Source organism: Haloferula sp. A504, from assembly GCF_044385805.1.
Classification (GTDB): Bacteria; Verrucomicrobiota; Verrucomicrobiia; order Verrucomicrobiales; family Akkermansiaceae; genus Haloferula.
Genome location: NZ_JBISBU010000001.1, coordinates 65,315 through 90,484, shown reverse-complemented (window position 1 = coordinate 90,484; position 25,170 = coordinate 65,315). Strand labels below are relative to the sequence as shown.

Genomic DNA, 25,170 nt, shown 5'->3' with positions numbered 1-25,170 from the left:
CCCCGCCTACACTCCCGCCCATGCAAGAGGAAATCCAACTCAGCCGCGACGTCGATGCCGTCCAGATCCCCAGTGGCGATGCCATCAACCTGCCCGCCGGAACGTCGGTCTTCATCACCCAGCGACTAGGCGGCACCTTCACCGTCGCCACGTCCGCCGGCCTCGCCCGGATCTCCTCCAGCGACGCCGATGCCCTGAACATCGACCTCGATGCCGAAAAGGAAAAATCCGCCGAGGCCGACGCCCTCAAGGATGCTCCGATCGAGGAACAGGTGTGGGGCCAGCTCAAGCAGGTCTTCGACCCGGAAATCCCTGTCGACATCGTCAACCTCGGCCTGGTCTACGACTGCTCGGTCGAGGAGGAGGATGGCCAGACGGTGGTCGGGGTGAAAATGACCCTCACCGCCCCTGGCTGCGGCATGGGCCCGGTCATCGCCGCCGACGCCCAGTCGAAGATCATGACCATCGAGGGGGTCGACGACGCCAAGGTGGAACTCGTCTGGGACCCGGCCTGGAATCAGGACATGATCTCCGAGGAGGGCAAGATGAAGCTCGGGATGATTTGACACCTTGTGGCGCAAAGCTCCGCTTTGCGAGCGGCTCGACTTGACTCCTGCCGGGTCGCCGCGCAATCGCCAACCCGGAAGGCCGGTCACCTCACCGTCGGCAGCGCCTCGCTGGTGGTGGCCGGATTGCCGATCAGCCGGGGCGCGGTGTCGAAGCCCTCCTCGAAGCCGAGCATGCGTTCCCACAAGCGGCTCAGCATCGGGCCCATCTCCCGGTCCTCCTTGAGCGTCCTCTTCAAGGGGTCGCCCCGGCCATCGACCTGATACTCCCAGGCGAAGATCGGGCGCAGCGCCAGACCCCGCTTGTCCCACTCGCGGTAGGTGCCGAACCGCATGTCCACCAGCCACACCCCACGCTTGGTTTTCCGCGCCAGCCACCACTCGTCCGAGAAACGCCTCACCGCCCGCACTTCGAAATCATCCGCCAAGTCCGCCGGCACCCCCGCCTGCTTCGGATAGATCGTCCACACCACCGGCGAGTCGCCGTCGAAAATCGAGCGGTACCCGACCCAGAACTCCTCGTCGCGCTCGATCACCGCCCGCCACAACAGAATCGAGAACGGCGCCGGCGACTCCATCCGCCTCTGCCAGTCGATCCCCCGGCGTTCCAGATCTTCCGCCACCGCGGTCGAGGCGGCATGCTTCGCCCAGTAGCTGAGCCCGACATAGGCGCTGCTGACCGCCAGACACACCGCCGTCATCCGCAGGCCGACGCCCTTCTTCCAGCGTTTGCCATCGATGCGCAGGCCCCCGACGATCGCGACCAGCAGCGGCAGGGTGAACAGCGGGTCGATGATGAAGAGGTTGTTGAACGCGACCGGCCGGCTGGAAAAGGGCCACAACACCTGGGTTCCGTAGACCGTGAAGCAATCGATCAGCACGTGCGTTGCAAGGACGAGGAAAACGAACCAGCCCGCCCGCTGGGGCGTGACCTTCTGGCGCTTCCAGCGCTTTGACAGGGGCTTGGCCAGGCCGACGCTGGCGACGATGACGAGCAGCATCGAATGGCTGAAGCCCCGGTGGATCCAGAGGTCCCATGCGGTATCGATGAAGGGCATCAGCAAGCCGTCGAGATCCGGCACGAGCCCCAGCATCGCCCCCCAGCCGATCGCCGGGCGTCCGAGCTTCGGCCCCAGCACCGCGGCTCCCACCGTCGCCCCGAGGGCGGCCTGTGTGATCAAATCCACGCCGGCAATCTCCCCACCCTGGCCCACCGGCCAAGCGAAATTTCAGGCAGGAACGCTTGCAGGCCGCAGGGTGGTTCAGGCGGACCAGTCGCGCCTGAGCCTCCGACCTGAATCGAAGCTTCCCCGCTATAGCTCCGGAGGTTTCGTGCCATCCGGACCAAACGCCAAGTTTTGGTCTCGCTCGACGAACTCGATCCCGTAGGCAATCCCCGCTTCAAACAGCGCCGATTTCAGCTTCCTGAAGATTTTGTGGGAATCGGGGTAAAGGTAGATCGTCACGTAGAGGTTTTCTTCCTTCGCCTTCCGCAGTGCTGCCATAAATGGCCCCGAATCTGACGGTTCTTCGATGCCCGAACCCATAATGGGCCGTGCCAGAAACCCCTCTGACTCCGGAAGCTCCAGTCGCCTTACTGCAGGATTGGCGGCAAAGTCGGCCCCAGTGTGCAGCGGGTAAATCGAATTACTCCAGACAATCACCGGGAACGGGCCTTTGGCCGTTCGACGCTCTCGCGGGAAGCGCAACTCCTCCCGAATGCCGTCCTTTAGGTCTTCGACCTCAGACTTCAGAGCCTCCAGTCTCGCGGTGAGGAATTCTGATTTCTCCTCGATGGACTTGGCTTTGCCCTCCGCCTCGGCGACCAGTCGCTTGAGCCGCTGAACCTCGCGCTCCATCTCTTCCGGATCACCAGATCTCGCCAACAACTCGAATTCGGCATCCGAATACTCGGCGTCTTCACGGATCTTCTTCTCTTCCCGAAGCTGCTCGGCGAGTTCCCTCAGTTGCTGCCGCCGCATGGCGAGCTCCGGATTTTCCAGTCCCTCTGCGTCCTCCTGATCGGCGATCATCTTCAGCACTTTCTCGAGCTGACCCTTCGCCGCGGCAAGGCGTCGCTCCAGCATCTCCCCCTTGGTTTGCTGAATCTCCAAAATGGGCGTCAGGCTGTCGTGCCGCGGAATGAGGGCCAGCAGGCACGCAATCAGGATAATCCCCCCGAATACGTTCGACAGTGTGTCGAGCATCAGATCGAGAGATTCGTTGCCCTTCAGATGGAGGCGGCGCTTCACTCCTCCCCCCTTTCCAGAACAATCTCAACATCCTCGTCAACGGCATCGTATCCCACCTCGAAACCAAGTCCGATCACCGCTTGTCGCACCTGCTCGAACCGACCAGTACCAGACGGTTTCACAAAAAGGACGAAGTACTGTTCGGTCGAACGCATGTCTGCCAGGATCCGATTGAGGCCAGTAAGGCTTTGAACGCGAATGGGCTCAGGATGATCGAATCGCATCAGCACCACCTCTGTGCGGGACAAAACGACAATCACAGGCTCCTTGGTCGTGTCCGACTTGGCAGGCATCAGACGAATTCTGCTTCCCTTCAACCTTGCCGCCGCCACGGCAGCTTCCGCCGCCTTCACCTGTTCCTCAAGGGTCCTGAGATCCGGCCCTTGTGCGGTGATTTGCTCCTGTGCCTCGCGAAGCCGACGACGGCAATCCTCCATTTCATTTCGCAACCTGAGGATCTCGACACCTTTTGAGCGAAGAGCCAACTTGTCCACGTCTTCATCGGGCGCTCCGACTACTTCTTCTCCGGCGAGCCTTTCGATCTCCCGCTCCAACCGTTCGATTTCTGCCTGAATCTCATCGGCACTTTCCGACTCACTGCGAGCGAGGAGAAGCGCTTGGAGTCGGGTTTCCGCCTTCACCAATTCGTCGAGCACCTTGGTGAGCATTTCTTGGGTGACCTCGACCACGTCCGAGTCAGTAGAAATTTCCCCTGGTGGCGAGGCACGTTCCGGAAGGCGGTCGATCTCAATGGCGAGTAGAAGAGCGATCACGATGACAACCCCCGTCACCGACATGATGATGTCTTGGAACGAGAGGAAAGCGGATGCCGGTCGACTCCCCAGAGCTGCCCGAATGGAACGCATGCTCAATCAATTTGACGCAAACGCAACCGACTGGCCAACTGCCGACTGCAATATTCGTTGCAAGCATCAAGCCACGCGGATTCCCGACTCTGGACGAACGAGATCACCAGTTGCAGGACCAATGCCAAGACGAGTGCAACGAGTGTTGTGTCGAAGGCCGTCGCAAGCCCCCCGGTAACACCGGTTAGTGACTCCTTAATCCCCGAGAAATCCCCCTCCTGCTTCAGGGTGTTGCCAAATTCGCCGATGGCGGTGCTCAAGCCGAGAACCGTCCCGATAAAACCGAGGACCGGCACCGCCCACATGAGCCCGTTCACCAGAACATAGCTCGCAGCTACCTGGGATTCATCGTTCTCGGACTGATCTTTCAAAATTGCGGTCACGTCGGCGGTGTGTCCGATATTCTCAAGATTCGAAAGCGCACGTTCGACCCGACTCAGAACAGCAAAGTGCGCCGGCGAATCCACCATGTCGTGCATCCTCCGAGTCACATCCTGCGCGGTATCCGGTGTCAGGACAAAGTGAGCATCGGCGGGGAAAACCGGTAGCTCGAAGGCCTTCATCTGGAACCCAAGCTTGCGCTTCTTCATCGCCAGCATCGCCAGGACCCAAAAGAAAAACAGCACCGCAAAATACTGGGTAGGACCTCGATTGACGAAAATATCAGCGAATCCTTCCAGCCAGGAAAGCCTCGGCGCTGTGAAAATCAATACGGCGAAAAAAAGCAGCGTGAGGAGCAACGCGATACCAAAGCAAAGACCCTTGTGCGGGTTCGTGTAACGACCACCATTGAAGCCCAGGCGTTGCTCCGGGTCGTTGCGGTGCCAATCGAGGATGATCCGGTCTTCGGAACCCTCGGTAGCGGACTTGTTGACTTCTTCGGTCATGATGAGGCTTCGGCGATTAGGTGTAAGCGTTGACGAGCCCGAGCAGGGCGAAGCTGATGAAGAGAAGGCAAACACTACAGAAGAGACCCACAAGTGCCGCACCCGCAAAACCCAGTCTTTCGCCGCTTCGCAAATGGACGAGGTCGGCCCACACCAGCGCCTGGATCGCAAATACGGCAATGGTAATGCACAATCCGACGACAAGAGTAGAATTGCCACCCTCCATGGCAGAGGGGAAGGCGGTGAATACGGTCATCCTCAGCACCATGTCGCTCATGGCGGCGAGAGTTCCGGCCACCAATGCCACCGGAAATTTGGGTGTTCGCTGGGTGAACATCTTCACACCCGCGACGAGCAGGCCCGCGATGATGATCCCATTGATCGCCCCAACGATCATTGATCCGTGCATGATCAATACCAGCTCCCAGAAAAGATCATCGGCCAGATAGGAAGGGACCCGATCCCCCCAGATGGCGGCCATGATCACGGCTACTAGGGAAAATCCGCCGAAGATGTAGCTGAACCACACGCCACACCACGCGAGCATTCGCCCCCTCACATCTTGCTGATCCCGCGTTGAAGCGAGAAACAGATGCCCGAAGATCAAAGACAGCACCCAGGCCATCAGGTTCACGAAGGGGACGGCGAAGAGCATCGAAAGGACAAATGAGGTCACCGCGAAGCCGAATCGATCACCTCCTTGAAGTTGTGCGGTGCCGCCATATCCCTCGTCGGTGACAGGGAGCGCAGGCGGTGAAGACGCCAGCTCCTCCTCCGGCACTGGAATGGCTCTCGGGATGACCTGCGCCGCCGCAACTGGACCAGGAGATGGCAGCTTTGCCGACTTCTCTGCTTCCTTCGCCGCTGAACTGACCTCCGACAGAAAATCCCGAACCAGGAGTTCCCGTCCCTCCCTTTGAACCTTAAAGAGCGAGTGAATCTTGCGGTCGCGCAGGAGATCACGGATCTCCTCGACCGTATGAGGCCCCTGCATCTTGCCTTGCCAACTCAGGTAGTATCGCTCGTCCATCGGGGTGCTTCAGGATTCGTCACCCAAGGGCTCACCGGGTGGGTTCTTTGCCAGGATGAATTCGGCGGCTTCACCTCCTACTGGCAACAGAATCAACGGGCTGTTCCTGGCGAGTGGAATACCGGGGTCCAATTCCTTTCCGGGACCGATTTCACCCAACACGCACATTGACGTCCCTCCGTCACGATTGGCGGAGACTCCAAGAACGACACCACCACGGACTCCCGGTCTGAACACGGGTTCTCCCGAGGCATCGACTCTCCCGCAAACCGAAAGCTCAGCCCGGACTACGGGCCTGAATAGCCTGACGTTCTTCTTGAACTCGTTGACGGAAGATTTGGGCGAACGCTTTGCAAAATAGTCTTCCCATGCCTTTTCTGCGTTCTCAGCTCCGTCGGCGAGCATCCAGTCCGAGGCGTAAATTCCGACCGCTCCCTCTACCTGCCTGAAGTCCTCGATATTCTTAAGCAACGAAGGCGAGAAAGAAGCGCCCCAATCGACCTCATGCCCACGAATCAGCTCGAAGACCTCCCCAAGAAGATAGGCACGCGCAAGGGCCGGACAGTTGTCCGCATCCATGATCTTATCGACCAATTCCAATGCAGAGCGCTCGTATTCCGTCCCGGTGTCGTCAAGGAAGCTGAATAGCCCTAGTGAACCCAGTAGCTTGGAAGCCGGCGATTCTTTGGCTTGGACCTTTCTTGATTCGACTTCGGCCTTTCGGAATTCCGGCGGCTCCTCCCGTTCTTTCGGGCGCTCCGCGAACTCCAACTCCTTCCCGTCCGGCTCTCCAAAGCTGAATCCCTTCTCAGACCCGAGAATCACCAAGTAAACATCTGCAAAACAGGGATGATCACGGAGTTCGCTCACCCAAGAGCGAGCCTCCTCGCTGGCCTGCTCCGGTGCCCAAAGATCTTCCCCGATTCGCTCCGCGGCGAGGCGTAGATTGAGGATATTGCCGTCGGTTAAAAGCATGGCTTTCAGCTTCTCCTCGCCCGGAATGGTTTCAATCACGGCACGAGCCATCCCGGCTTCAGCAAACCGAGTCTGCGCGAGCTGCTCCAAGCTCCTCTTGAAATCGATGAGATCTTCGGTATCCGCCAGCGCCCTTCCTGCGGCTCGAACCTCCTCGATCTTCGCCTCCAACCCCTCAAGCGACTTCGTCGCCGCCACGAGTTGTGCCGCCGCCTCGGCAGGCAGACCCAGCGCAGGATCCTCCTCCTCTAGCATCGGCTTCAGCGCAACCAGACGCTTCCTCAAAGGCTCGATGAGGGTGGCCGCGTCCTCGGCGAATCCACTGTAGTCCACCGAGTCCACCATTCGCTCACATTCCTGTGCGAGTTCGACGGCCTTCACGCCGGCTTCCCCCTGTAGGGCAAACAGTCGCTGTTCCGCGGCGTTCCTGATCTCGGTCAATCTTCCCTCCAGCGGCACCCGGAGATCTTGAGCAACCTCCTCGATGACGACCTGGCACCGTTCCAATTCATTCTGGAGTTCGGAGGCAGCCATCCCCGCGAAGCCTTCGGCCCGCTTTTCTTCCAGCGTTCTCAGCATCCGCTCAGCGACCTTCTCTTCATCTCGACGATTCGAAAGCCACTGCTCGGCACCAGCCATGCTGGAGGACGCTGAAGGAAACCTGAAAATCCACGATGATCGGTCGGCACCGCTGACAATCGACTGGGTGCGAGTGAAGGAGCCATCCCTCATCGCGTCGTTCAGATCCCCCGTGAACGAGGCCGCACTGAGGAAAAAATACCCGAAGCCACCGCCGACCACGAGCAGCACCGCGCCTACGGCCCCAATCAGGGTGTGACGAAGCCGCTTCCCTGAACGCGACCGGTCAATGACTTGTTGCAGCCGCTTGCGGGCCGATACGATGCGTGGATCCAGCGACTCGACCGCAGCGGGATCAAGGCGTTGCAGCTCGCGCTCAAAACGGCGCATCATTTCCAGCTTCGACGACGCCTGGATCGGTCCGATGCCCTCCGGGGTCAGCCCCAGTGCCTCCACATCTTCGGCAACTCCGGCCAGATTGCGCCTCAGTTCCGCAATGGACCCCTGCCTTTCCGCCTCGGCCCGGTGCCGGGCGTTTTCCTCCCGCACTCGTGACAGACGCTCTTCAAACCTCTCGACTTCAGAAGATCCGTATCGGAGTTGGATGCTCTCGATCTCGGCATCCGCTGCCGCAGCTTCCCGCCAATTACCGCTGGCGAGGCTCTCTTCCGCCGCTTCCAGCAACTCGCCGGCCCGATCCCGAGCCTGCCGACGAAGGAAGGCATCTCGCCGCACACACGCCTCACCCCACACCGGCCTTGCCTTGAAGTCCTCATCCGGCGCGCTGGCTTCGATGGCATCCATGCATCTCACCAGCTCATCGTCCTCCCCCCGCTCAAGCAATTCGCTCACCCTCTCCAGGCCCTTCATGGCGGCCTTACGACCCAGGCGATGCTTCTCCTTGCCGGCGTTGACGTCGGAGGGATTCAGGCGGGCAATGATCTGGATCAATTCGAAAGCTTTGTCGTCATCCCGCGAAAGCACGGCTGACCGATACTCCCGATACATGGGATGATTGGGCGACAGGCCCTTCTCGTAGAGGGCCGCCAAGGTCTCGACCCGACGGAAGTCGACCAGGGGAGCGACCACGTTCCCCCGTTCCTCGCAGAACCGCTGCCACTCGACCTCATCCCCGAAGGATAGCAACTCGATCTGTGGCATCAACCGAGGTGGCTCCTCTGCCACTTGCAAGGCTTCGATCTCGCTACCATTCTCAAGCATGGCCTCCACACGGGAAAGTCGATTGTTGGCCGCCTCACACGCACTAGCATAGCGCTCGGCAACAACCTCCGCAGGAACCCCGGCAGAACGGCCGGAGAGCAGGTTCACAATCTGATCAATCGTATCTGAGACGCCCATCGCAGAATCTACTTTGAGGCCACTTTGATATCAGCCAGCCCTTCGTGGACTGGATGATCTCCATTCATAATCCTGAAAATCAACCTCAGATCTTCCGGCTTCGAATCAACACCTTTAGGATCTTTAAGAATCTCCCACAATTCGGACTCTAATCCTTCGTCTTCTCCGGACAAAAGTGCGATCGGATCATTCAAACTCCATCCTTTATCTAAAACAACAAGGCGCTCTTTAAGCCAATCTACTGCTTCCGCATTGGACTTGATTGCAAGGTATCCGAAATCATGCCAAATTTTCTTGAGCTCTGCTCGACCAAGGCTCGAAATCTCAGGCATCTTTTTTTCAGCCTTGTTCTTCAGACCCCCTAGCTCGTCTTTCCCCGGCTTCTTCTCATGCTTCCGCTCGAAACTTCGAATCAATTTCTCCAACTCCTTCTTCTGCTCTTCCTTCAGCTTCAACTCCGACTGCTCTCGGATCGAATCCGCAACAGAACGAAGAAAATTCACAACCTTATCACCAGGCGGGCTAACAAAACCTTCTCCACTGGGAATGTCCCGAAAATCTACATTCCCATTCTCTAACACTTTGCCCTCACTAACCCAACCATCACCAACGACAATCCATTTTGTCGAAACGCCACCGACCGTATGTTCTGCCAGCCTTTCTAAGGCATGGATAAACTCTCCTTCAATAAGCATACGGTATGTCCCTAACTGTGATGAATCGGTTTCCAACCTCCCTTCAACTTGCTTAGGCAGGGGCGGAATCTTCGGCCATTTAGAAAAGAAAATAGTGAGCACCGACTCCTGAGAACCCTGTAAGCGAAGCTTGATAAATTGACGGTCCAGAAGTTGCGTTGCCTTATCTTCTGAGGACAATCCATTCTCATCCAAAAGCAGCGTCCCGATACCAAAAGAGCTGTTTAATGTCTTCCAATACTCTCCGTCCAAAGACCACTCAATCTCTTGCTTGGAAGATCTCTCCTTCATCGCCTTAAAGAGATCAGATTCCGAATACGGAATCCCAAGACTCAACTTGCCTGCTTGGAATGGATCCATGACACACCACTCTTCGCTACGCAGCGGTTTTTCTTTAGTAATTGGCAGCTTCGGACCGGGGCTTTCACTCTGATCATTGGCTTCCGACCCATCCTCTCTAGCTATGACGACATCATCTTTTGGATTTTCAAGAAGCCATTTTTGAACCAATACAGGCTGCCCACGCTCTTCGACAAAACGCTTCAATCGACGGGCGGTGTTCGTGTCTCCCATCATCGGGTAAATTTCCCTGACATCATCATCAGAAAGTCCAAATTTTTCCCGCGACTCTATGAAACGGCTTACATCGCCGATATCTTCCGGTATTGATTTTGCACCCAAACCTCTGGTCAGACGTTCAAGTTCAATGGACCAGAAAATCTTTAAGAGATCCTCGACTTGGGCTTCACTGATTCTTTCTGGAGAAACTTCTTCAATCGCCGACCTGAATTCCTCGATTAATTCGAGTGGATCCTCACCTCTTTTGACCTCAGAACCGTGACGCTTCTGCACCACCTTGAAAGCAGAAACAGCGGATGCGAGTTTCATACTAAGACTGCTTTCTGGAAGAATCTTCTCCAAATGAGGAACAAGGCCATTATTCTTTGCAAGATTTTTGCAAGCATTTCGCAAGTCACCTACTTTTACTTCTCCTTTCCAAAGATCAGATAGCTTTTGAAATTCACTGATCGTAGTGCCGATTTGAGTCGAGAGATCGTTCAGTCCGTCTCCATCGAAGTCGAGGCCGGCAATCTCTTGTGCCTCCCCACGACCCTCACCAGCCCTGATGAGGCTATCAACCAAATCTTGTTTGTTATCTGTTTCTTCTCCCGAATCTTTCTGCGGCTGGGCAGCGCTTCCGCCTTCTCCTCCTCCACCACCACCGCGACCACCTACAAATAATGCACCGATCCCGAGGACAACCAACATCGCGCCCAACGGCACTGCGACATACAGCCACAGACGCCCTGCACGCGATGGCTTCGGCCTGCTCGCCCGACTGGGTGCACGATGTTTGGCCGCATCCTGTGCCCGCTCAACCGTCCGATCATGGCTTGGTTGAGCTACAGTGCTATGTGCCGGGGCTTGCGCCTCAACGGCTTGAACAGGGTGCTGATAGGCAGGTTCCACCTCAACCGTTTGTGCGGGCTGGGCCACACGCTTCGGAGACGGCACCGGGAGGGTCTCCGGTTTGGTCAGATCAAACACCTTCCGAGACGAGACGCGACCCAACACGGCGGACTCGGAAGCACGCAAAACAATCCAATCGAGCTCGGACAGCTCATCGGTGCCTTCGAGGAAAGTCGTGAAGGTGGGCCCCCAGGCGTGCTCGCATTCGGCGAGTGCTTCGCCGATCAGACCGAGCAAATTGGCTTGGTCAGGAACGATCCAGGCACCCGTGCGCGGGGTCTCCTCCCATGCAATCAGGCGGCTCCGCCGTCCATCGCCGGTAACCGCTTCCCAGGTCCTCCCTCCATGCTGCCCAAAATTCGGCTGAAAGGTCCGAGGAGGCACGTCGTCGCTCGACTCAAATGTCCGGGGTGCTCCCTGCCACGCGTCCAGCCACTGATACTGGGCAAACACGTCTGCCGGAGTCACACCATTGCGCTCCAGTTCCCTCACCTCCATTTGCGCGAAGATCAGGTGGTGCGCGATGTGGTTCGTCCTTCCGGTGTGGTCCGAACCCGAATCCTTGATCCGGCTGAGCACATGCAATCTGGCGCTGCCGATCATGACCTTGCGGTGCGCCATGATCACGCGTGCTCGATTGGTGCCACGAAGGTTCTCAAACTTCGAAAAGCGCTCAATCGCATTGGCTGCGAGGGGCGGCAGGCTCCGCGACCGGGCGATGACACCAAATCCTGAACGCCCGGCGTCAAGGAGTTTGGGCGCGCTAGTGTAAACAAGTTGCTGGGCCATGGGGGATCAGGTCTTCGAGGGAATGGTCTCCGGCGTCAATTTCGACAGCATCCACAGGATCGGATCCTCAACCCGTTCGGGCTTCAGTCGGGTCGGATCGGGACCGATGCGTTCCGCCCCATCCGGATCGACAAACTGCACCGGCGCATGTCCGAGGGAAGACACGGCAAAGAAGCGCACTTCGTTTGAGATCGCCTCCACATTGGAAACGATTGCTGGGCAAACCTCGACCAGCAGCTTCCGGATCCGTAGCGAATTGCGGTTGAGGGCATCGGAATCGAGCGCCTTCGTATCGCCTCCATCCACCACCACTTCCTCGAGCGGTTCATCTCCCAGCAAGTGCTTCCAGGCATCACTCTTGCCGACGATGACCGAAATGGGCGTGGAGATTTTCTCATGCGAGGCCATGCCGAGCAGTTCCTTGATCCGCACCTCCGCCTCCGACAGGATGACATCCTGCTGATCCGCCTGCTGCTTCTTGAGCTGGGGGTCCTCGACTCCGGCCAGTCGGTCCCGGAATTCGCTATTGAAAAGCGGGTCAAAGAGGAAGATCACGCCCGAGGCAACCGCGATATGCTGGGCCCCCGGGGAGTCAGCGCTGTTCCTGCCCGGTTCGAAATGCTCCCCGGCATTGTCGTAGAAGACGAGGGAGAAGCCGTTCTCGGGGCGGTCGTCGTCGGACACCCGGAAGACGAATGGCTTTGGCAGCATGACCTGCCTTCCCTGCCGTGGAAGCCGTTCGTAGAGAGCACCTTCGAGATCGGTCTTCGCCAGATAAGCGTCTTGGGGACTCGACGAGCCGAAAAGGTGGCGCTTCATGTCGTTCAAAACCGCGTTTTCCGACGGCGAAGAATCCCGGAAGCGTACGTTAAAATCCTGAAACAGACGGTTCTGCATCATCTTGATCAAGACGCTGAGGTAGTAGGACTTCCCCGAAGTGGGTGCGCCAACAATGGAAAAAATGTAATGTGGCTCATCGATGAAACCTTGGGGCAGCTTCCTGCGACAGTGCGGACAAGCGTTTTCGGGAGCCGCCACGCCCATTGCATCGATTGCCTGTCCTCGGTCGTTGAAACGACTCGCGAGGAATCGCTGCATGTGCTCCTCGCCAAGCACTGGATCTCCTCGAAGAGAGGCATGGACTGCGATGTTCATCAAATCGCCCCGATCAAACTTGAGCCAGCAAACCGGACAGGTGAACTCACCGTATTCGGTGTCGATTTCACTGACTTCAGGCTCGGTCACCACATCGTCGGGCTTCAGCGGCGGAGGTCCATCGCCGGCACCGACGTCACCCAACTTCCCAACGATATGCTCGGCGTAGAACCCCATGGCGGACATGCCGCTGCACATGGTGATGATTCCCGTAGTGCCGCCGATGATCATGCTGACCTCCCACGGCTGCACCGGCCCATCCCAAGCCTGTTCCTCCTGACGATAAATCCACCACTCCTTGGGATTCACGCCACCGAGCCACTGCCTCCCATTCACCCCTGCCACCAGAAGAGCGAATGGGTGTCCATCGACAACGAGGCTGTGTTCGCCAGCTCCATCCAGAGCCTCGGCAGCGACTTTCTGGCCATCGAGAATCACGGTGCCGGCTGACTGGGCATCTTCAATCACGTAACGATCCCCTCGTTTTTGGATCCTCGCAGTGCCAAGCCCTGTCGAGCCGCCGGCGACTCTGAGGTCGCACGCGGGCGAGGATCCGATGAGAAACGGACCCCCATTCACCTCCTGTGAAGCACCTCCGACGCAGTCAACGATCCAGAGACTCTCAGCCATCGCTTTCAATACTCAGAAGACGCCAGCAACTTGTCAATCCGACTATTCGTCTTGCATCGCAACCTCTCGATTGTTAGGACTCTAGACCGTGTCGAAGGGCGCAGATTTTTTCGTCTTCAGGGAGGGTCGCGAGGAAGGCCCTTACTCGATTTTCGCGCTGAGAGCCGCCCATCGCACCGGTTCACTCTCTCCTGACACGCCGGTTAGTTCCCCACGGTTCCCCGGTTACAGACCCCTCTCGGAAGTCCTTGCGGCCAATCCTGAAGCCCCGCCCATACTCCAGATAAATCCGGCTCCGGCCAACTCCCCGATTCAGGGAGTGCCTCCAACCGGGCCCAGCAAAGAAAGCAAGCCACCATCCAAGCTGCCGGCCTTGATCGGGGTGCCGGTGCTGGTCGTCGGCCTGCTAGTGGCCGTGGCGCTTCTCAAGCCGGACGACGCCACGGAGACCGCCTCTACGGAGGCGCCTGTTACCGATCCATTCGCACCCAGCACACCCAGCACACCCGCTCCACCATCTCCGGAGCCCATCCCGGTAAGACCGCCTGACGGAGACGTCCGAATCGCGACCACGACAGCAGAAGCGGAGCGTGCAGTCCTGATGCTCAACTCCGGTGACAGCCGCTCAACAGCATTTCTAGGCCGCTCGGCAGGCCGGACCTACATCTACACCGCGGCTCATTCGATCACATCCACCGATTTTTCGCTTCTCTCTTTTCGGGGCGACGAGCTGCCGGTTCACTCAAATCCGGAAGTGGTTACCGGGGAGGCGGGACATGATTTAATCCGGTTTCCCTTCAGGGATTCGGCTCAAACCTTTCTCGAGTTCGCATCGCGGGAGAAGATTGAAGAGAAGCCGGAAGTCTTCGCCTTGGGCGACAGTGGCGCAGAAGACATCCTGTCTACGCTGCCTGGACGCATTCAAGGCGTTGGCCCGCACAAGATCGAAGTCGATTGCGAGTTCATCCCGGGAAACAGCGGCGGCCCGATTGTCACCAAAGAGGCGAAAGTCGTGGGCGTAGTCTCTTACGCAACCTCCAACTCTTCAATCTGGGCCAAGAACACTCAACATGAGGTCCGCCGCTTCGCGTGGATTCCCGCCGACAACTTGGAATGGGTTCCCGTCGAGCTCGATAAGCTTGCCCGCGAACCCGCTACCATCGAAGGCCTCTGGGAAAGTCACTTGGTCCTCATTGCCATTAGCCACGTCACCCCGGACGACGACGGCCTCAGTTGGTCTGACGATGTCACCATCGATGGGCGAATGCTGCTCGACCAAGTCTTTGCCGAGGCGGAAGATCATCCGATGGTGAAGGGGCTATTTGAAACCAATGGCTCCGTGCTGACAGCTCTCTCCTCCGGCGAGTCAGAGCTGGAAGGAGTCCGTTCGTTCCTACGCTTCTTCAGATTTTGCGCAGATCTTGCCGAAGACCAGTTTTCTGAAGCGGACAAGACGCTGGTCTCCTCCTTCCACCGAAAAAAACTCGCGGATTTGCGCCCTCTCTACGAAGAGTCCGTCGCCGACTTTCGAGAGCTCGCCGGTGCGTTCGACAAACATCATGAACTCGGCAGAAGCCTCTCAAGCTTCAAATGACACCTGGATGCGGAAGGTATGTCACTCAACCAGCTACCCGGCCGAACTGGGCACCGAGCGCGGGCACCCGGCGACTTTGACTAAAGACAGACGCCTTGGCCATGACAAACAGGGCTCACAAAACCCGCTACAATCAGAAAAGCCCAAATGACACAAAGCGAGGCCTTCATTCCTTACTTTATGAAGACCTCACCATAGCACGGGGCTCCGGAGAAAGAATCGGTCATCGACTCACGATTGGTTGCAGATCTTTCGGCAGATGGCGGCAACGGGCTCGGGAATGAACAGGATGCATGTCTCAAGCACCTCCCCTCCATCGGAATACAGCGTTGTGTAAATTTTACGAAGTTTGCCATCTGACTCACATCGGGCCAGCACCCTGCAATCAGGATTCCCTTTCCTCCGAGACGACACAAAATTGTAGTAACCAGGGACAACCCTGCCACCGAGGCTTACTGCCTTCACTCCACCGTCGTTCTTGACCTGAACCGCAACAACCTGAGTTGCCTGATCCATCACGAGTTGAAGAGAGTTAAACTGGTATCCTCCATACCTGAACTTGCCCACATAGGTGGTCGACGTGAACGCGCGGCAGGGCCATCCCGGATGGCGAACATCCTTGGTGGCAGACCGCGTATTCTGTGCCGACGCCAAGCCACCAATAAGTGGAACCATCTCCATTCGGGACATCAGGTAGTGCCCACCAGTAGGAAACCTAATATTGTCATGACGACTCTTATCCACCTCCGAAGAACCATATCCAAGCTGGGCCGAGAACTCGTCAAGAGCCTCTTGGGAACCATCGTATTTGTCCCACCCGAACCGGAGTTGAAGCTCCTTTGGCTCCGGCTTTGGCAGGTAGTCAGCAGGACTCTTGACGGCTCCCTTTGCCTTTTCCAGGAGAGCGTCTCGCTCGGCAGACTCATCAAGCTTGACCAAATGCCGCCCAAATTGGTTTGCCAAGGTGACAACTTCTTCCTCCGATTGGCACTCCGCTAATTTCTCATCAAAGACATCACTTAGGCGCGATATCTCGTCACCATTGCACAAAGTGATGCTCCACACGGCCAAAAGAAGCGCTCTAAAACCCCGGAGAATTTTTCGTTTTTCTTGTGAATCCATCGGATTTTCGTTGCTCGCTTCTCTTTCACTCATCCTTCGAACTCCTTCTCGCGTGCTGCATCCTCTTCGGATTGAAGTTGCAATTCAAGGGCTCCGATTTGCTTCTCCAGCTCAGCGATCTTTTGGTGATATTCAGGGCCCCGTAGCCCGGCAAGGCGGAGCTTTTCCTCGAGTTGCTGAAGCTGCGAGCGGACTTGGGGCGCGTTGCTAATGCCTCCTGTCTTTTTCTTAGCTTCCTCCGCAGCCAGTTCTTGCTTCTTCTCTCGAATCGCCAACTGGAGCTGTGGGATGGCATCCTCGGCCCTCGCTGCCACCCGTCGAGCCTCATCCCGATCCCGCTTGAGCTGAGCTAGGCCATCCTTGAGATCCTTGATTCGCTTCAGAGCGTCCCTCTGGTCTGCTCGCTGTGATCGAGCAGCACGGGCATCGGCCTCCCGGGCAAGCCTTTCTTCTTTTTCCGCCCCATCAAGCTGGAGGTAATCCCTGAAATCGTCCGAAAGCAACTCTAGTGGCACCCCGGTAATGCCATCCTCGTGGCGAATCTGCATCCTCACTGGGTCAACTTTAGTGATTTCGACGTGCGTGTAGGTCTTTCCGTCTGACGTCGTCAGCTGGTCCATTTTTCGACCAACCATCGATGCCCGCGCTGACTCACGATAAGATTGCCTGTAGTCTGAGAACGAATCCTCAAGGTCACAAAGTCTGCCCCTTGCTGCTGCAACTTCTTCCTCGAGCTGTTCCCGGCGCCTGACCAGTAAATCTCTGCGGATCCCTTCCGACGCGATACTAGCCTCGATCTCTCTGAACTTTGTCGTGCGTTCGACCTCTTCGCGCATCACAGCAACTCGGCCTTCCAACTCCTCAATGTGCTTCGCATCGGCTTCGATAACCGATTCAATCTCCTGCCCGCCCCCCTGCAAGCTCTCGTCGAATACAAGCACAGCAAGCAAGCTGAACCCTCCAACGACAATAAGGGCCAAGAGCGTTCCGATGAGGCCGGGGCCTCGAACACTGGTGAAAAGATCGGTTCCAGACATGACTTTTCAGCGAATCGGATAGTCCCGTTTGTATCGGTCGAATTCCTCCTCGATCTTCCGATGCTCTATGGCAGAATTGCTTAGCTCAACCTCCAGCCTCCCGATCTCAGCTTCTTCTCGCACAATCTCCGCCCGAACCTCCTTGAGCTCGGAGCTCCGATCCTTCGGGGCTCGGTCGGTTCGTTCCCTGAGCAACACAAGCTCTCCTTCAAGGTTCCGGATCTCCGCCTTCTGCTCCTCCTTCTTTCGCATAAGTGCAGGGTCATCTCCGCATCCTGCTGAAAGCCCTGCTCCGAGGAGCAGCAGCAAAGCTGCCTTGAACCGAATCACCCTCCGAAGGCCATTTCTCCTTCCTGCGGTTGGAGTTGGCACTGGCAGCCTCGGCCGACGGCGAACGCTGCCGGACGTCTTCGAGCGATCATCGTGAGACGCATGCATCTCCCTCCCTACGTAGAATTTCCTGGGACTCCTGTCACGACGGAAACCCTTGCAGATCATCCCATCGTTCCAGCGGATCTTGCGATGGAACTGCTGAGCGAAAGCCGCCCTCCTGCGGAACCTCGAGATCCTCGCCAAGCCGGGAGGCAGGCTTCGAACCTTGGGGATGAAACCTCCAACGCGCCGACGATCACGAGAGCCCTTATGCGGGCGGCATCACCAGTGCCGATCACATCATCCTCCGATTACCCGATAGGCAGCGAGCCCGTTCCTCCGAGTGGAGCTTCCGGAACTTGGAACTTCTCACTTGGAACTTCGCAGCCGTAGGCTGCGCCATGCGCACCGCGGTCTATGCCGGTTCCTTCGACCCCCCGACCAATGGCCATCTGTGGATGGTCGAACGCGGCCTCGAAATGTTCGACCGCCTGGTGGTCGCCATCGGCGACAACCCGAACAAGAGCTACACCTTCTCGATTCCCGAGCGTCTCGACCTCTTGAAGCGCTCCTTTCCTGCCTGCGAGCGGCTGACCGTCACCCACTTCGACAACCGCTATCTGGTCGACTACGCGGTCGAGCACGACGCCCGCTTCATCCTCCGCGGCATCCGCAGCCAGGCGGACTACGAATACGAGCGCATGATGCGGCATGTGAACTACGACATGGCACCGGACATCACCACGGTGTTCCTGATGCCGCCCCGCGACATCGCCGAGGTCTCCTCGAGCATGGTCAAGAACCTCATCGGCCCCGAAGGCTGGCGGGACACCGTCCACCGCTACGTCCCGCCGCCGGTTTTCGACGCGCTGGAGGAGAAGCTCGGGGAGTGAGTTGCGGTTCCGGATGACAAGCGGCCAACCGGTCACGGATGGCCTCGAGCCCGACCGCGATCCGCCCCATTCTGCAAGGATCGCCGGGTTACGGGTCGAAAAGCCCGCGAAACCCGAAGAACCTACGTTTTTCCTCGCAGTTTGCGGGCGATTGTGACGGATTCGTCACAATCCATGGCGCTCCTGTCCACGATCTCCCCGTCCTCGGTCATTTTCGGTCTGCTTGAGGTCCTCGGAGCCCTTGGGGTTTTCCTTTTCGGCATGAAAATCATGTCCGAGGCCGTGCAGCGGGTGGCGGGCAAGCGGATGCGCCAGGCCCTCGCCGGCGTCACGAGCAACCGGGTCAGCGGCATCCTCACCGGTTTCTTCACCACGACGCTGGTCCAGTCGTCCTCCGCCACCACGGTGCTGGTCGTTTCCTTCGTCAATGCCGGCCTGCTCACCCTCGTTCAGTCGATCGGTGTGATCATGGGGGCCAACCTCGGAACCACCATCACCGCCTGGATCGTCGCCCTCATCGGAAAATTCAGCGTCTCGACCGTCGCCCTGCCCCTGATCGGGATCGGCCTGCCTTTCGTCTTCATCGGCAAGGACAAGGGCAAGAGCTGGGGTGAGACGCTGCTCGGGTTCGGCCTCGTCTTCTTCGGGCTCGGACTGCTCAAGGATTCCGTCCCCGACCTGCGGGAGCTGATCAAGACCGATCCGGGAACCGCCGACACCATCCGCGAGATCGTCACCTGGATGGGGGGCCGCGGCTTCGCCTCGACGCTCCTCTACCTGATCGGCGGGATCATCCTCACCCTGATGGTGCAGTCGTCGTCGGCCGCGATGGCCATCACCATCACCTGCGCCCTGAATGGCTGGCTGGGTGATGTCTCCGACCCGATGCTGGTGTTCCGGAACTCCGCCGCCATCGTGCTCGGCGAGAACATCGGCACCACCGTCACCGCGTGGCTCGCCTCCCTCGGAGCCAACGTGAACGCCAAGCGGGCGGCCCGGGCGCACTTCACCTTCAACGTCATCGGGGTGGTCTGGATGCTCGTCGTCTTCGTTCCCTTCACCCACCTGGCGTGGAACCTGACGCAAGCCCTGCCGGACAGCATGCGCTCGGCGAAGTCGGACTTCCAGACCTCCGAGATCGCCTTCGCGACGGCCATCTTCCACTCCGCCTTCAACCTGGCGAACATCCTCCTTCTCGTCTGGTTCGTCCCGCAGATCAACCGCCTGGTGAAATGGTGGGTCCGCGAGACCCGGCCCGATCCGAACAGCAACCGGCTCCGCTACATCTCCCAGGGACTCGTCGACATGGGCGAACTCAACCTCGCCGAGGCCGAGACCGCCACGCGCCGCATGAACGACCTGACCTCCAACATGTACGACGGCTTCGTCCGGGTGCTCAACAACCCCTCCAAGGATCTCTCCGCGGAAGTCGCCGAACTGAAGAAGATGGAGGACCAGTGCGACGAGATGCTGCACGACATCACCACCTACCTCATCCACTGCTCGTCCCACGAGATCGGCTCGGAAAACGCCACCCGGATCTCCTCGATTCTGCGGATCGTGTCCGAGTACGAGGAGGCCTCCGACCGGATCTACCGGCTGGTGAAGCTGGTCCAGCGGAAGTATGAGAAGGGGCGGACCTTCACCGAGGAGCAACACCGTGAACTGACCGCGATCTGCTCCCAGGTCCGGGCCAGCCTCGATCTCTGCGCCAACTCGATCTCGGGGGTCAGCGGCGAGCTGCTCGAGAATGCCACCCGGATCGAAAACCGCATCGACAAGCTGCGCAAGGTCCACAACAAGGGAGCGGTCCGCCGGATGCAGTCGGGCTCCGTCGTCCAGACCGAGATGCTCTACACCGAGTTCAACAACCATCTCGAAGCCATCGGCAACCATGCCCTGAACATCATCCAGAGCGCCGAACGTTCCGAGGATGTCGGCGTCGAGGCCCGCGCGACGCCGTGAGGAACTCCTGACCCCGACCGCCGACTCCGGGCGTGACACGGCCGCCGTGGTGGGGCACTTCTCGATCCACTCATGCAGACGCTCGTCATTGCGATCGGTGCGCTGGTGCTCTACCTGATCGCCTACCACACCTACGGCCGCTGGCTCGCCCGCCGGATCTTCAAGCTCGATCCCGACCGCGTGCCGCCCTCGATCGAGCACGAGGACGGCACCGACTACGTGCCGACCTCCAAGGGCGTGGTCTTCGGCCACCATTTCACTTCCATCGCCGGCACCGGCCCCATCGTCGGTCCGGCCCTGGCGGTCATCTGGGGCTGGGTCCCGGCGCTGCTGTGGGTGCTCTTCGGCTCGATCCTGATCGGGGCCGTCCACGATTTCGGCTCGCTGGTCGTCTCGATGCGCAACCGCGGGCAGACCGTCGGCGACATCTCCGGCCGGATGCTCGCACCGAGGGCCCGGATCCTGTTCCTCTCGATCCTCTTCCTCGCGCTGACCATCGTGCTGGCGATCTTCGGCCTGGTGATCGCGGCGGTGTTCCGGATGTTCCCGTCGTCGATCTTCCCCTGCCTCATCCAGATCCCGATCGCGGTCGCCATCGGCCTCTGGCTCCACCGCAAGGGCTTCTCCCTCTTCGTCCCCTCGCTGCTCGCCCTGGGGGTGATGTACCTCACGGTCTGGTTTGGCGACTGGGGTCCCCTGCACGCTTTCAACGAAGCGCTGTCGGAGCTGCCGGTCATCGCCTGGGTCGGCATCCTGCTGGCCTACTCCTACGTGGCATCGGTGCTGCCGGTCTGGGTGCTGCTCCAGCCGCGCGACTACATCAACTCGCTGCAACTCCTCTCGGCCCTCGGCCTGGTGATGGTGGGCTTGGTGGTCGCCGCGCTGTTCGGCTTCGGACCGGACCACCTGGCCCTCGAGATCGTGGCCGAGCCGATCCGCACCGGCACGGACGCGCCACCGGGCGCCCCGCTGATGTTTCCCTTCCTCTTCATCACCATCGCCTGCGGCGCGATCTCCGGCTTCCACTGCCTGGTTTCCTCCGGCACCTCCTCCAAGCAACTCAAGTCGGAGACCGACGCCCAGTTCGTCGGCTACGGCTCGATGCTCACCGAGGGCTTTCTCGCGGTGCTCGTCATCCTCGCCTGCGTCGCCGGGCTGGGTCTCGGCATCCCGGAGATCATCGATGGCGAAAAGACCGGGGCCATCCTCACCGGCGAAGCCGCCTATCACGCCCGCTACGCGACCTGGCAGTCGGCCGGAGGCCTTGCCGCGAAGGTCGGGGCCTTTGTCGACGGCAGTGCGAACTTCCTCAAGGCCCTGAACCTGAAACCGGAGTTCGCCGTCGCCCTGATGGGGGTTTTCGTCGCCTCCTTCGCCGCCACCACGCTCGACTCCGCCTGCCGCCTGCAGCGCTACGTGACGCAGGAGCTTGCCGCGGCCACCGGCGTTCGCCCGCTGCGCGGAAAGCACGCCGCCACCCTCTTCGCAGTCGTGATCGCCGGCGCGCTCGCCGCCCTGCCCGCCCCCGGCGCCGCCTGGGAACTGCAGAACCTCGGCAAGGGCGGCATGATCCTGTGGCCGCTTTTCGGAGCCACCAACCAACTGCTCGGCGGGCTGGCCTTCCTCGTCATCCTCTTCTGGCTCCACCGGCGGAACCTGCCGCTGTGGTTCGTCGCCCTGCCCGCGTTCTTCATGCTGGCCCTGCCCGCGATCGCGATGGTGATGCAGCTCTTCGTCGGCAACGGCGCGTGGCTCACCGGAGAGAACCCGAATTTCCTGCTCGGAGCCTTCGGCATCGCGACCCTCGGGCTGGAAGCCTGGATCGTCGTCGAAGCGCTCGGAGCCTGGAACCGGGCCAAGGGCCTGCTGGAGGAGCCTGCGGCGATCCCGGGCCGGGGTTGAGTGGCTTACTCGAGGCAATCCACCAGCGCCGCCAGGACCAGATCGACGTTGGCCTGGGTCGCCGAGTGGCCCATCAAGCCGATGCGCCAGACCTTGCCGGACAGCGGGCCGAGCCCGCCACCGATTTCGATGCCATAGCTGTCGAGCATCGCCGCCCGCACGCCGGCATCGTCGGCCCCTTCCGGAATCCGGACGCAATTGAGCGTGTGCAGCGAATGCTCCGGGAGGTAGTCGAGCCCGATCTCCTCCAGGCCCGCCCGCAGCCGGCGGTGGGCGGCGGCGTGGCGCGCGATCCGCGCGTCGAGCCCCTCCTCGAGGATGATCGCGAGCGCCTCGCGCAGGGCGTAGATGAGATTCACCGGGGGAGTGTGGTGATACGCCCTCCGGCTACTGCCTTCGTAGTATTCGCGAAGCATCGCGACATCGAAATACCAGCTAACCGGGCGGGTCTTGCGGCGTTCCATCACCTCCACCGCGGCCGGGGAAAAGGTCACCGGAGACAAGCCCGGAGGGCAGGAAAGGCATTTCTGGGTTGCCGAGTAGGCGGCGTCCACATGCCACTCGTCGATCTTCACCTCATGACCTCCGAGCGAGGTCACGACGTCGGCGATGAGAAGCATGCCCTCCTCGTGGAGCATCCTGGCGACGCCTTCGAGCGGCTGATGCGCCCCGGTCGACGTTTCGGCGTGAACGATCCCCAGGGCCTTCGCCTTCGGGTGCCGGTGCACTTCCGCCTCGATTTCCTCGACGCTGAAAACCCCGCCCCATTCCTTGTCGAGCCGGTGCACCCTGACGCCGTAGCGTTCCATCAGGTCGACCATGCGCTCGCCGAAGAGGCCGTTGACGCAGACGATGGCCTGGTCGCCGGGCTCCAGCAGATTGGCCACGACGCACTCCATCCCGCCCATGCCGGTCGCCGAGACCGGAAAGGTCAGGGGATTCTCCGTGCCGAAGAGTTCGCGCAGCATGCCGCTGGTCTCCTCGAGGATCTCAATGAAACGCGGATCGAGGTGACCGATCGTCGGTGCCGCCATCGCCCGCCGCACCCGGTCCGGCACCGTACTCGGACCCGGACCCATGAGAATTCTTTCGGGAATCGCCATATGCTTAAGCCTGCTTAAGCAATAACGCCAGATTTCCCCCGCAGGGTCAATCCCGAGCTCGTGTGGCACGGTCAACGCGGGTCTGGCACGGGCGGGCGGCGCGGGTCAGAAAAGCTCGCCGAGTTCCTCGACATCCGAATGCCCCAGCAACAGGAAGGCCCGTCCCTTCTCGGCCCACTTGGCGACCGCCCATTCGCCATGCTGTTCCAGTTCCGGCCCGGCGCCATCGCCGCTGGAAACCTCGACGTCCTCGATGCGGAAGACCACGAGATGCACGACGTCATTCTCGCCCCGAAGGAAGCAGACGATCGCGCCGGGTTTGCCATCGACCTCGATGGTCCGGCATCCGAGGCCGGGCACCTTTTGCAGCCCCTTTGGAATGCAGCCGGCCGGACACGCCCGGTTGCTGGCCCGGATGAAGCGAAAGAGCTCTTCGTGATCGGCGGACTTCTGCTCCAGCGAGAATCCGGGCGACGTCAGGGCTTCGATCGCCGCCGCCTCGACGTGCGAAACCGGAACCGCGCCCGACACCACCGGAGCATCCGGCAACGAGGATTCGTCCGAGGTTAGTTTCAGCGCCAGCATGATCCCCGCCGCAGCCGCCAGCGGCACGGCCCATCGCCAGCCGGACTTGCGGGGCGCCGATTGCTTCATGGCGATCAACACCTCCTCGCGCAGCCCGGCGGGAGGCCGGACCGCCGCCAAGGCCTCGGCGAAAGCGAGGTCCTGGTCGTCGCGGGGCGGTTCGAGGCCGCGCTCCGCCGCCATGGCGGCAAGAATGCCGTCCCTGAGATCCTCCGGCAGATTCAGCTTCGCCAGGGCGCCCGCGAAAAGGGCATCATCGGCACGTTCCTTCGCCAGCCAGTCGCCCAGTTCACGATCGGCAATCGCGAGATGCAGGGCTTCGGCGAATTCCGGCGCGTCCGCATCCGCACCGTCGGGGCGGAAACTGCTCAGGATGAACTTGGCTTGGTCTCTGTCCATGGTGGAGGGTCAGGCTTCGCGCTGCAGGCGCAGGATGTTTTTCGGCGCGCTCGACGGCTCGCTGGTCATCCGGCGCCGCAGCATCGCTTTGGCACGGGATATCCTCGACATCACGGTGCCGATCGGCACGTCGAGGATCTCGGCGATCTCCTTGTAGCTGTGCTGCTGGAGGTAAAAAAGGACGATGGGGGCGCGGAAGGTCTCGTCGAGTTCCCCGAGCAGTTCGAGCGCCCGCTGGCCGTCGAGATGGCGATCCGACTCGTCCTCGGTCGCCTCGACCCGTCCCGCGACCGCCTCGGTCAGTTCCTCGTCCGAGAACCGCCGGGCCTTGCGGGCGTGGGCCAGAAATTCCCGGTGCAGCGTGGTGAAGAGCCAGGTCTTGGCCTTGGATCGGTCGCGGAGCTGGCCACCCTTGCGGGCCCAGATGCAGAAGGTCTGCTGCACCAGATCCGCGGCGGTCTCGCGATTCTTCGACAACGAGAGCGCAAAGCGGTAGAGCGCCTCGTAGTGCGCGTCGACCAGATCCTGGAACTCACTCATCTGCACACGGTCGGAGATGCTCCGGCCGCATGCTATTCCCAAGAATATTTCTTTCCGGGTCGATGAGTCCCTGGAAAGGGAATCACGTTCGAAGGCATCAGCCGGGATTCGCCGGGCCGGTGATCGATCAGGCGACCGGCCAGCTGGAGAATCCGGTGCAGGTCGGTGCGGTTGCTGGGGGCCTTCCCGAGGAAGGCAACTTTCTTGACAGCCTCTCGGCTCATGGTTCTGGGAAGTTGGGGTTGGGTGAGAACCTCGACTCCCGTCCGGCGCGCTCCCTGGGGGGTACGGGCACGGTTGCCATGCGGGTGTTAGGTGAACGGCGTTGATTAAGAACTTATCCACATATCATGGCAAGTCGTAAATCGCTGATATTTAGATACTTTTGATGTCTTAAATATTTGC

19 protein-coding genes and 1 pseudogene are annotated in these 25,170 nt (G+C 59.8%); 6 read left to right on the top strand and 14 right to left on the bottom strand.

Going from position 1 to position 25,170, the window contains the following annotated elements:
* The first annotated feature begins 20 nt into the window (after window positions 1-20).
* A complete protein-coding gene (gene sufT, locus ACG2LG_RS00350; RefSeq protein ID WP_396255330.1) occupies window positions 21-566 on the top strand; it encodes a putative Fe-S cluster assembly protein SufT in 546 nt (181 codons plus the stop codon).
* Window positions 567-652: 86 nt separating this feature from the next.
* Here sufT and ACG2LG_RS00345 read toward each other — a convergent pair whose 3' ends face one another.
* The 8 genes from ACG2LG_RS00345 to ACG2LG_RS00310 all read right to left on the bottom strand — a co-directional run bounded on the left by ACG2LG_RS00345 (window position 653) and on the right by ACG2LG_RS00310 (window position 13,262).
* The gene (locus ACG2LG_RS00345; protein WP_396255329.1) at window positions 653-1,753 is read right to left on the bottom strand and encodes a metal-dependent hydrolase; all 1,101 of its coding nucleotides are present in this window, start codon (window positions 1,751-1,753) and stop codon (window positions 653-655) included.
* Window positions 1,754-1,879: 126 nt separating this feature from the next.
* The gene (locus ACG2LG_RS00340; RefSeq protein WP_396255327.1) at window positions 1,880-2,818 is read right to left on the bottom strand and encodes a hypothetical protein; all 939 of its coding nucleotides are present in this window, start codon (window positions 2,816-2,818) and stop codon (window positions 1,880-1,882) included.
* Window positions 2,815-3,684, bottom strand: a complete 870-nt coding sequence (locus ACG2LG_RS00335) for a hypothetical protein (protein WP_396255326.1) — start codon at window positions 3,682-3,684, stop codon at window positions 2,815-2,817. The genes ACG2LG_RS00340 and ACG2LG_RS00335 overlap by 4 nt, the downstream gene beginning before the upstream one ends.
* 2 nt (window positions 3,685-3,686) lie before the next feature.
* Window positions 3,687-4,571 (bottom strand): MotA/TolQ/ExbB proton channel family protein, encoded by an 885-nt coding sequence (locus ACG2LG_RS00330; protein ID WP_396255324.1) that lies wholly within the window; start codon window positions 4,569-4,571, stop codon window positions 3,687-3,689.
* Window positions 4,572-4,587: 16 nt separating this feature from the next.
* Window positions 4,588-5,601, bottom strand: a complete 1,014-nt coding sequence (locus tag ACG2LG_RS00325) for a hypothetical protein (protein WP_396255323.1) — start codon at window positions 5,599-5,601, stop codon at window positions 4,588-4,590.
* Window positions 5,602-5,610: 9 nt separating this feature from the next.
* Window positions 5,611-8,484: a hypothetical protein gene (locus tag ACG2LG_RS00320; RefSeq protein WP_396255321.1), complete on the bottom strand. Its 2,874-nt coding sequence runs from the start codon at window positions 8,482-8,484 to the stop codon at window positions 5,611-5,613.
* Between the two features lie 38 nt (window positions 8,485-8,522).
* Window positions 8,523-11,468, bottom strand: a complete 2,946-nt coding sequence (locus ACG2LG_RS00315) for a hypothetical protein (RefSeq protein WP_396255320.1) — start codon at window positions 11,466-11,468, stop codon at window positions 8,523-8,525.
* Between the two features lie 6 nt (window positions 11,469-11,474).
* Window positions 11,475-13,262, bottom strand: a complete 1,788-nt coding sequence (locus tag ACG2LG_RS00310) for a hypothetical protein (RefSeq protein ID WP_396255318.1) — start codon at window positions 13,260-13,262, stop codon at window positions 11,475-11,477.
* 79 nt (window positions 13,263-13,341) lie between these two features.
* Between ACG2LG_RS00310 and ACG2LG_RS00305 the strand changes: the two are divergent.
* Window positions 13,342-13,488, top strand: a pseudogene (locus ACG2LG_RS00305) (GYF domain-containing protein); the annotation flags it as partial.
* A gap of 147 nt (window positions 13,489-13,635) precedes the next feature.
* Window positions 13,636-14,847 carry a serine protease gene (locus ACG2LG_RS00300; protein ID WP_396255558.1) on the top strand — a complete coding sequence of 404 codons (1,212 nt, stop codon included), beginning with the start codon at window positions 13,636-13,638 and terminating at the stop codon, window positions 14,845-14,847.
* Between the two features lie 231 nt (window positions 14,848-15,078).
* On the opposite strand, the gene ACG2LG_RS00295 is transcribed toward ACG2LG_RS00300, so the two are convergent.
* The 3 genes from ACG2LG_RS00295 to ACG2LG_RS00285 are packed head-to-tail and all read right to left on the bottom strand — an operon-like array spanning window position 15,079 to window position 17,315.
* On the bottom strand, window positions 15,079-16,002 hold the full coding sequence (locus tag ACG2LG_RS00295) for a hypothetical protein (protein WP_396255316.1): 924 nt from the start codon (window positions 16,000-16,002) through the stop codon (window positions 15,079-15,081).
* Window positions 15,999-17,006 carry a hypothetical protein gene (locus ACG2LG_RS00290; protein WP_396255315.1) on the bottom strand — a complete coding sequence of 336 codons (1,008 nt, stop codon included), beginning with the start codon at window positions 17,004-17,006 and terminating at the stop codon, window positions 15,999-16,001. The genes ACG2LG_RS00295 and ACG2LG_RS00290 overlap by 4 nt, the downstream gene beginning before the upstream one ends.
* Before the next feature lie 6 nt (window positions 17,007-17,012).
* Complete coding sequence (locus tag ACG2LG_RS00285; protein ID WP_396255313.1) at window positions 17,013-17,315, bottom strand: hypothetical protein; 303 nt, start codon at window positions 17,313-17,315, stop codon at window positions 17,013-17,015.
* A 464-nt stretch (window positions 17,316-17,779) separates the two neighbouring features.
* On the opposite strand from ACG2LG_RS00285, the gene coaD reads away from it, so the two are divergent.
* From coaD to ACG2LG_RS00270, 3 genes are all read left to right on the top strand, one after another.
* Complete coding sequence (coaD, locus tag ACG2LG_RS00280; protein WP_396255556.1) at window positions 17,780-18,271, top strand: pantetheine-phosphate adenylyltransferase; 492 nt, start codon at window positions 17,780-17,782, stop codon at window positions 18,269-18,271.
* Window positions 18,272-18,445: 174 nt separating this feature from the next.
* On the top strand, window positions 18,446-20,236 hold the full coding sequence (locus ACG2LG_RS00275) for a Na/Pi cotransporter family protein (protein ID WP_396255311.1): 1,791 nt from the start codon (window positions 18,446-18,448) through the stop codon (window positions 20,234-20,236).
* Window positions 20,237-20,308: 72 nt separating this feature from the next.
* Entirely contained in the window at window positions 20,309-22,138 is a 1,830-nt protein-coding gene (locus tag ACG2LG_RS00270; protein WP_396255309.1) for a carbon starvation protein A, read from the top strand.
* 5 nt (window positions 22,139-22,143) lie between these two features.
* Here ACG2LG_RS00270 and ACG2LG_RS00265 read toward each other — a convergent pair whose 3' ends face one another.
* From ACG2LG_RS00265 to ACG2LG_RS00255, 3 genes are all read right to left on the bottom strand, one after another.
* Window positions 22,144-23,241, bottom strand: a complete 1,098-nt coding sequence (locus tag ACG2LG_RS00265) for a pyridoxal-phosphate-dependent aminotransferase family protein (RefSeq protein WP_396255307.1) — start codon at window positions 23,239-23,241, stop codon at window positions 22,144-22,146.
* 105 nt (window positions 23,242-23,346) lie between these two features.
* On the bottom strand, window positions 23,347-24,225 hold the full coding sequence (locus ACG2LG_RS00260; protein ID WP_396255305.1) for a hypothetical protein: 879 nt from the start codon (window positions 24,223-24,225) through the stop codon (window positions 23,347-23,349).
* Window positions 24,226-24,234: 9 nt separating this feature from the next.
* On the bottom strand, window positions 24,235-24,765 hold the full coding sequence (locus tag ACG2LG_RS00255) for an RNA polymerase sigma factor (RefSeq protein ID WP_396255303.1): 531 nt from the start codon (window positions 24,763-24,765) through the stop codon (window positions 24,235-24,237).
* Window positions 24,766-25,170 lie beyond the last annotated feature (405 nt).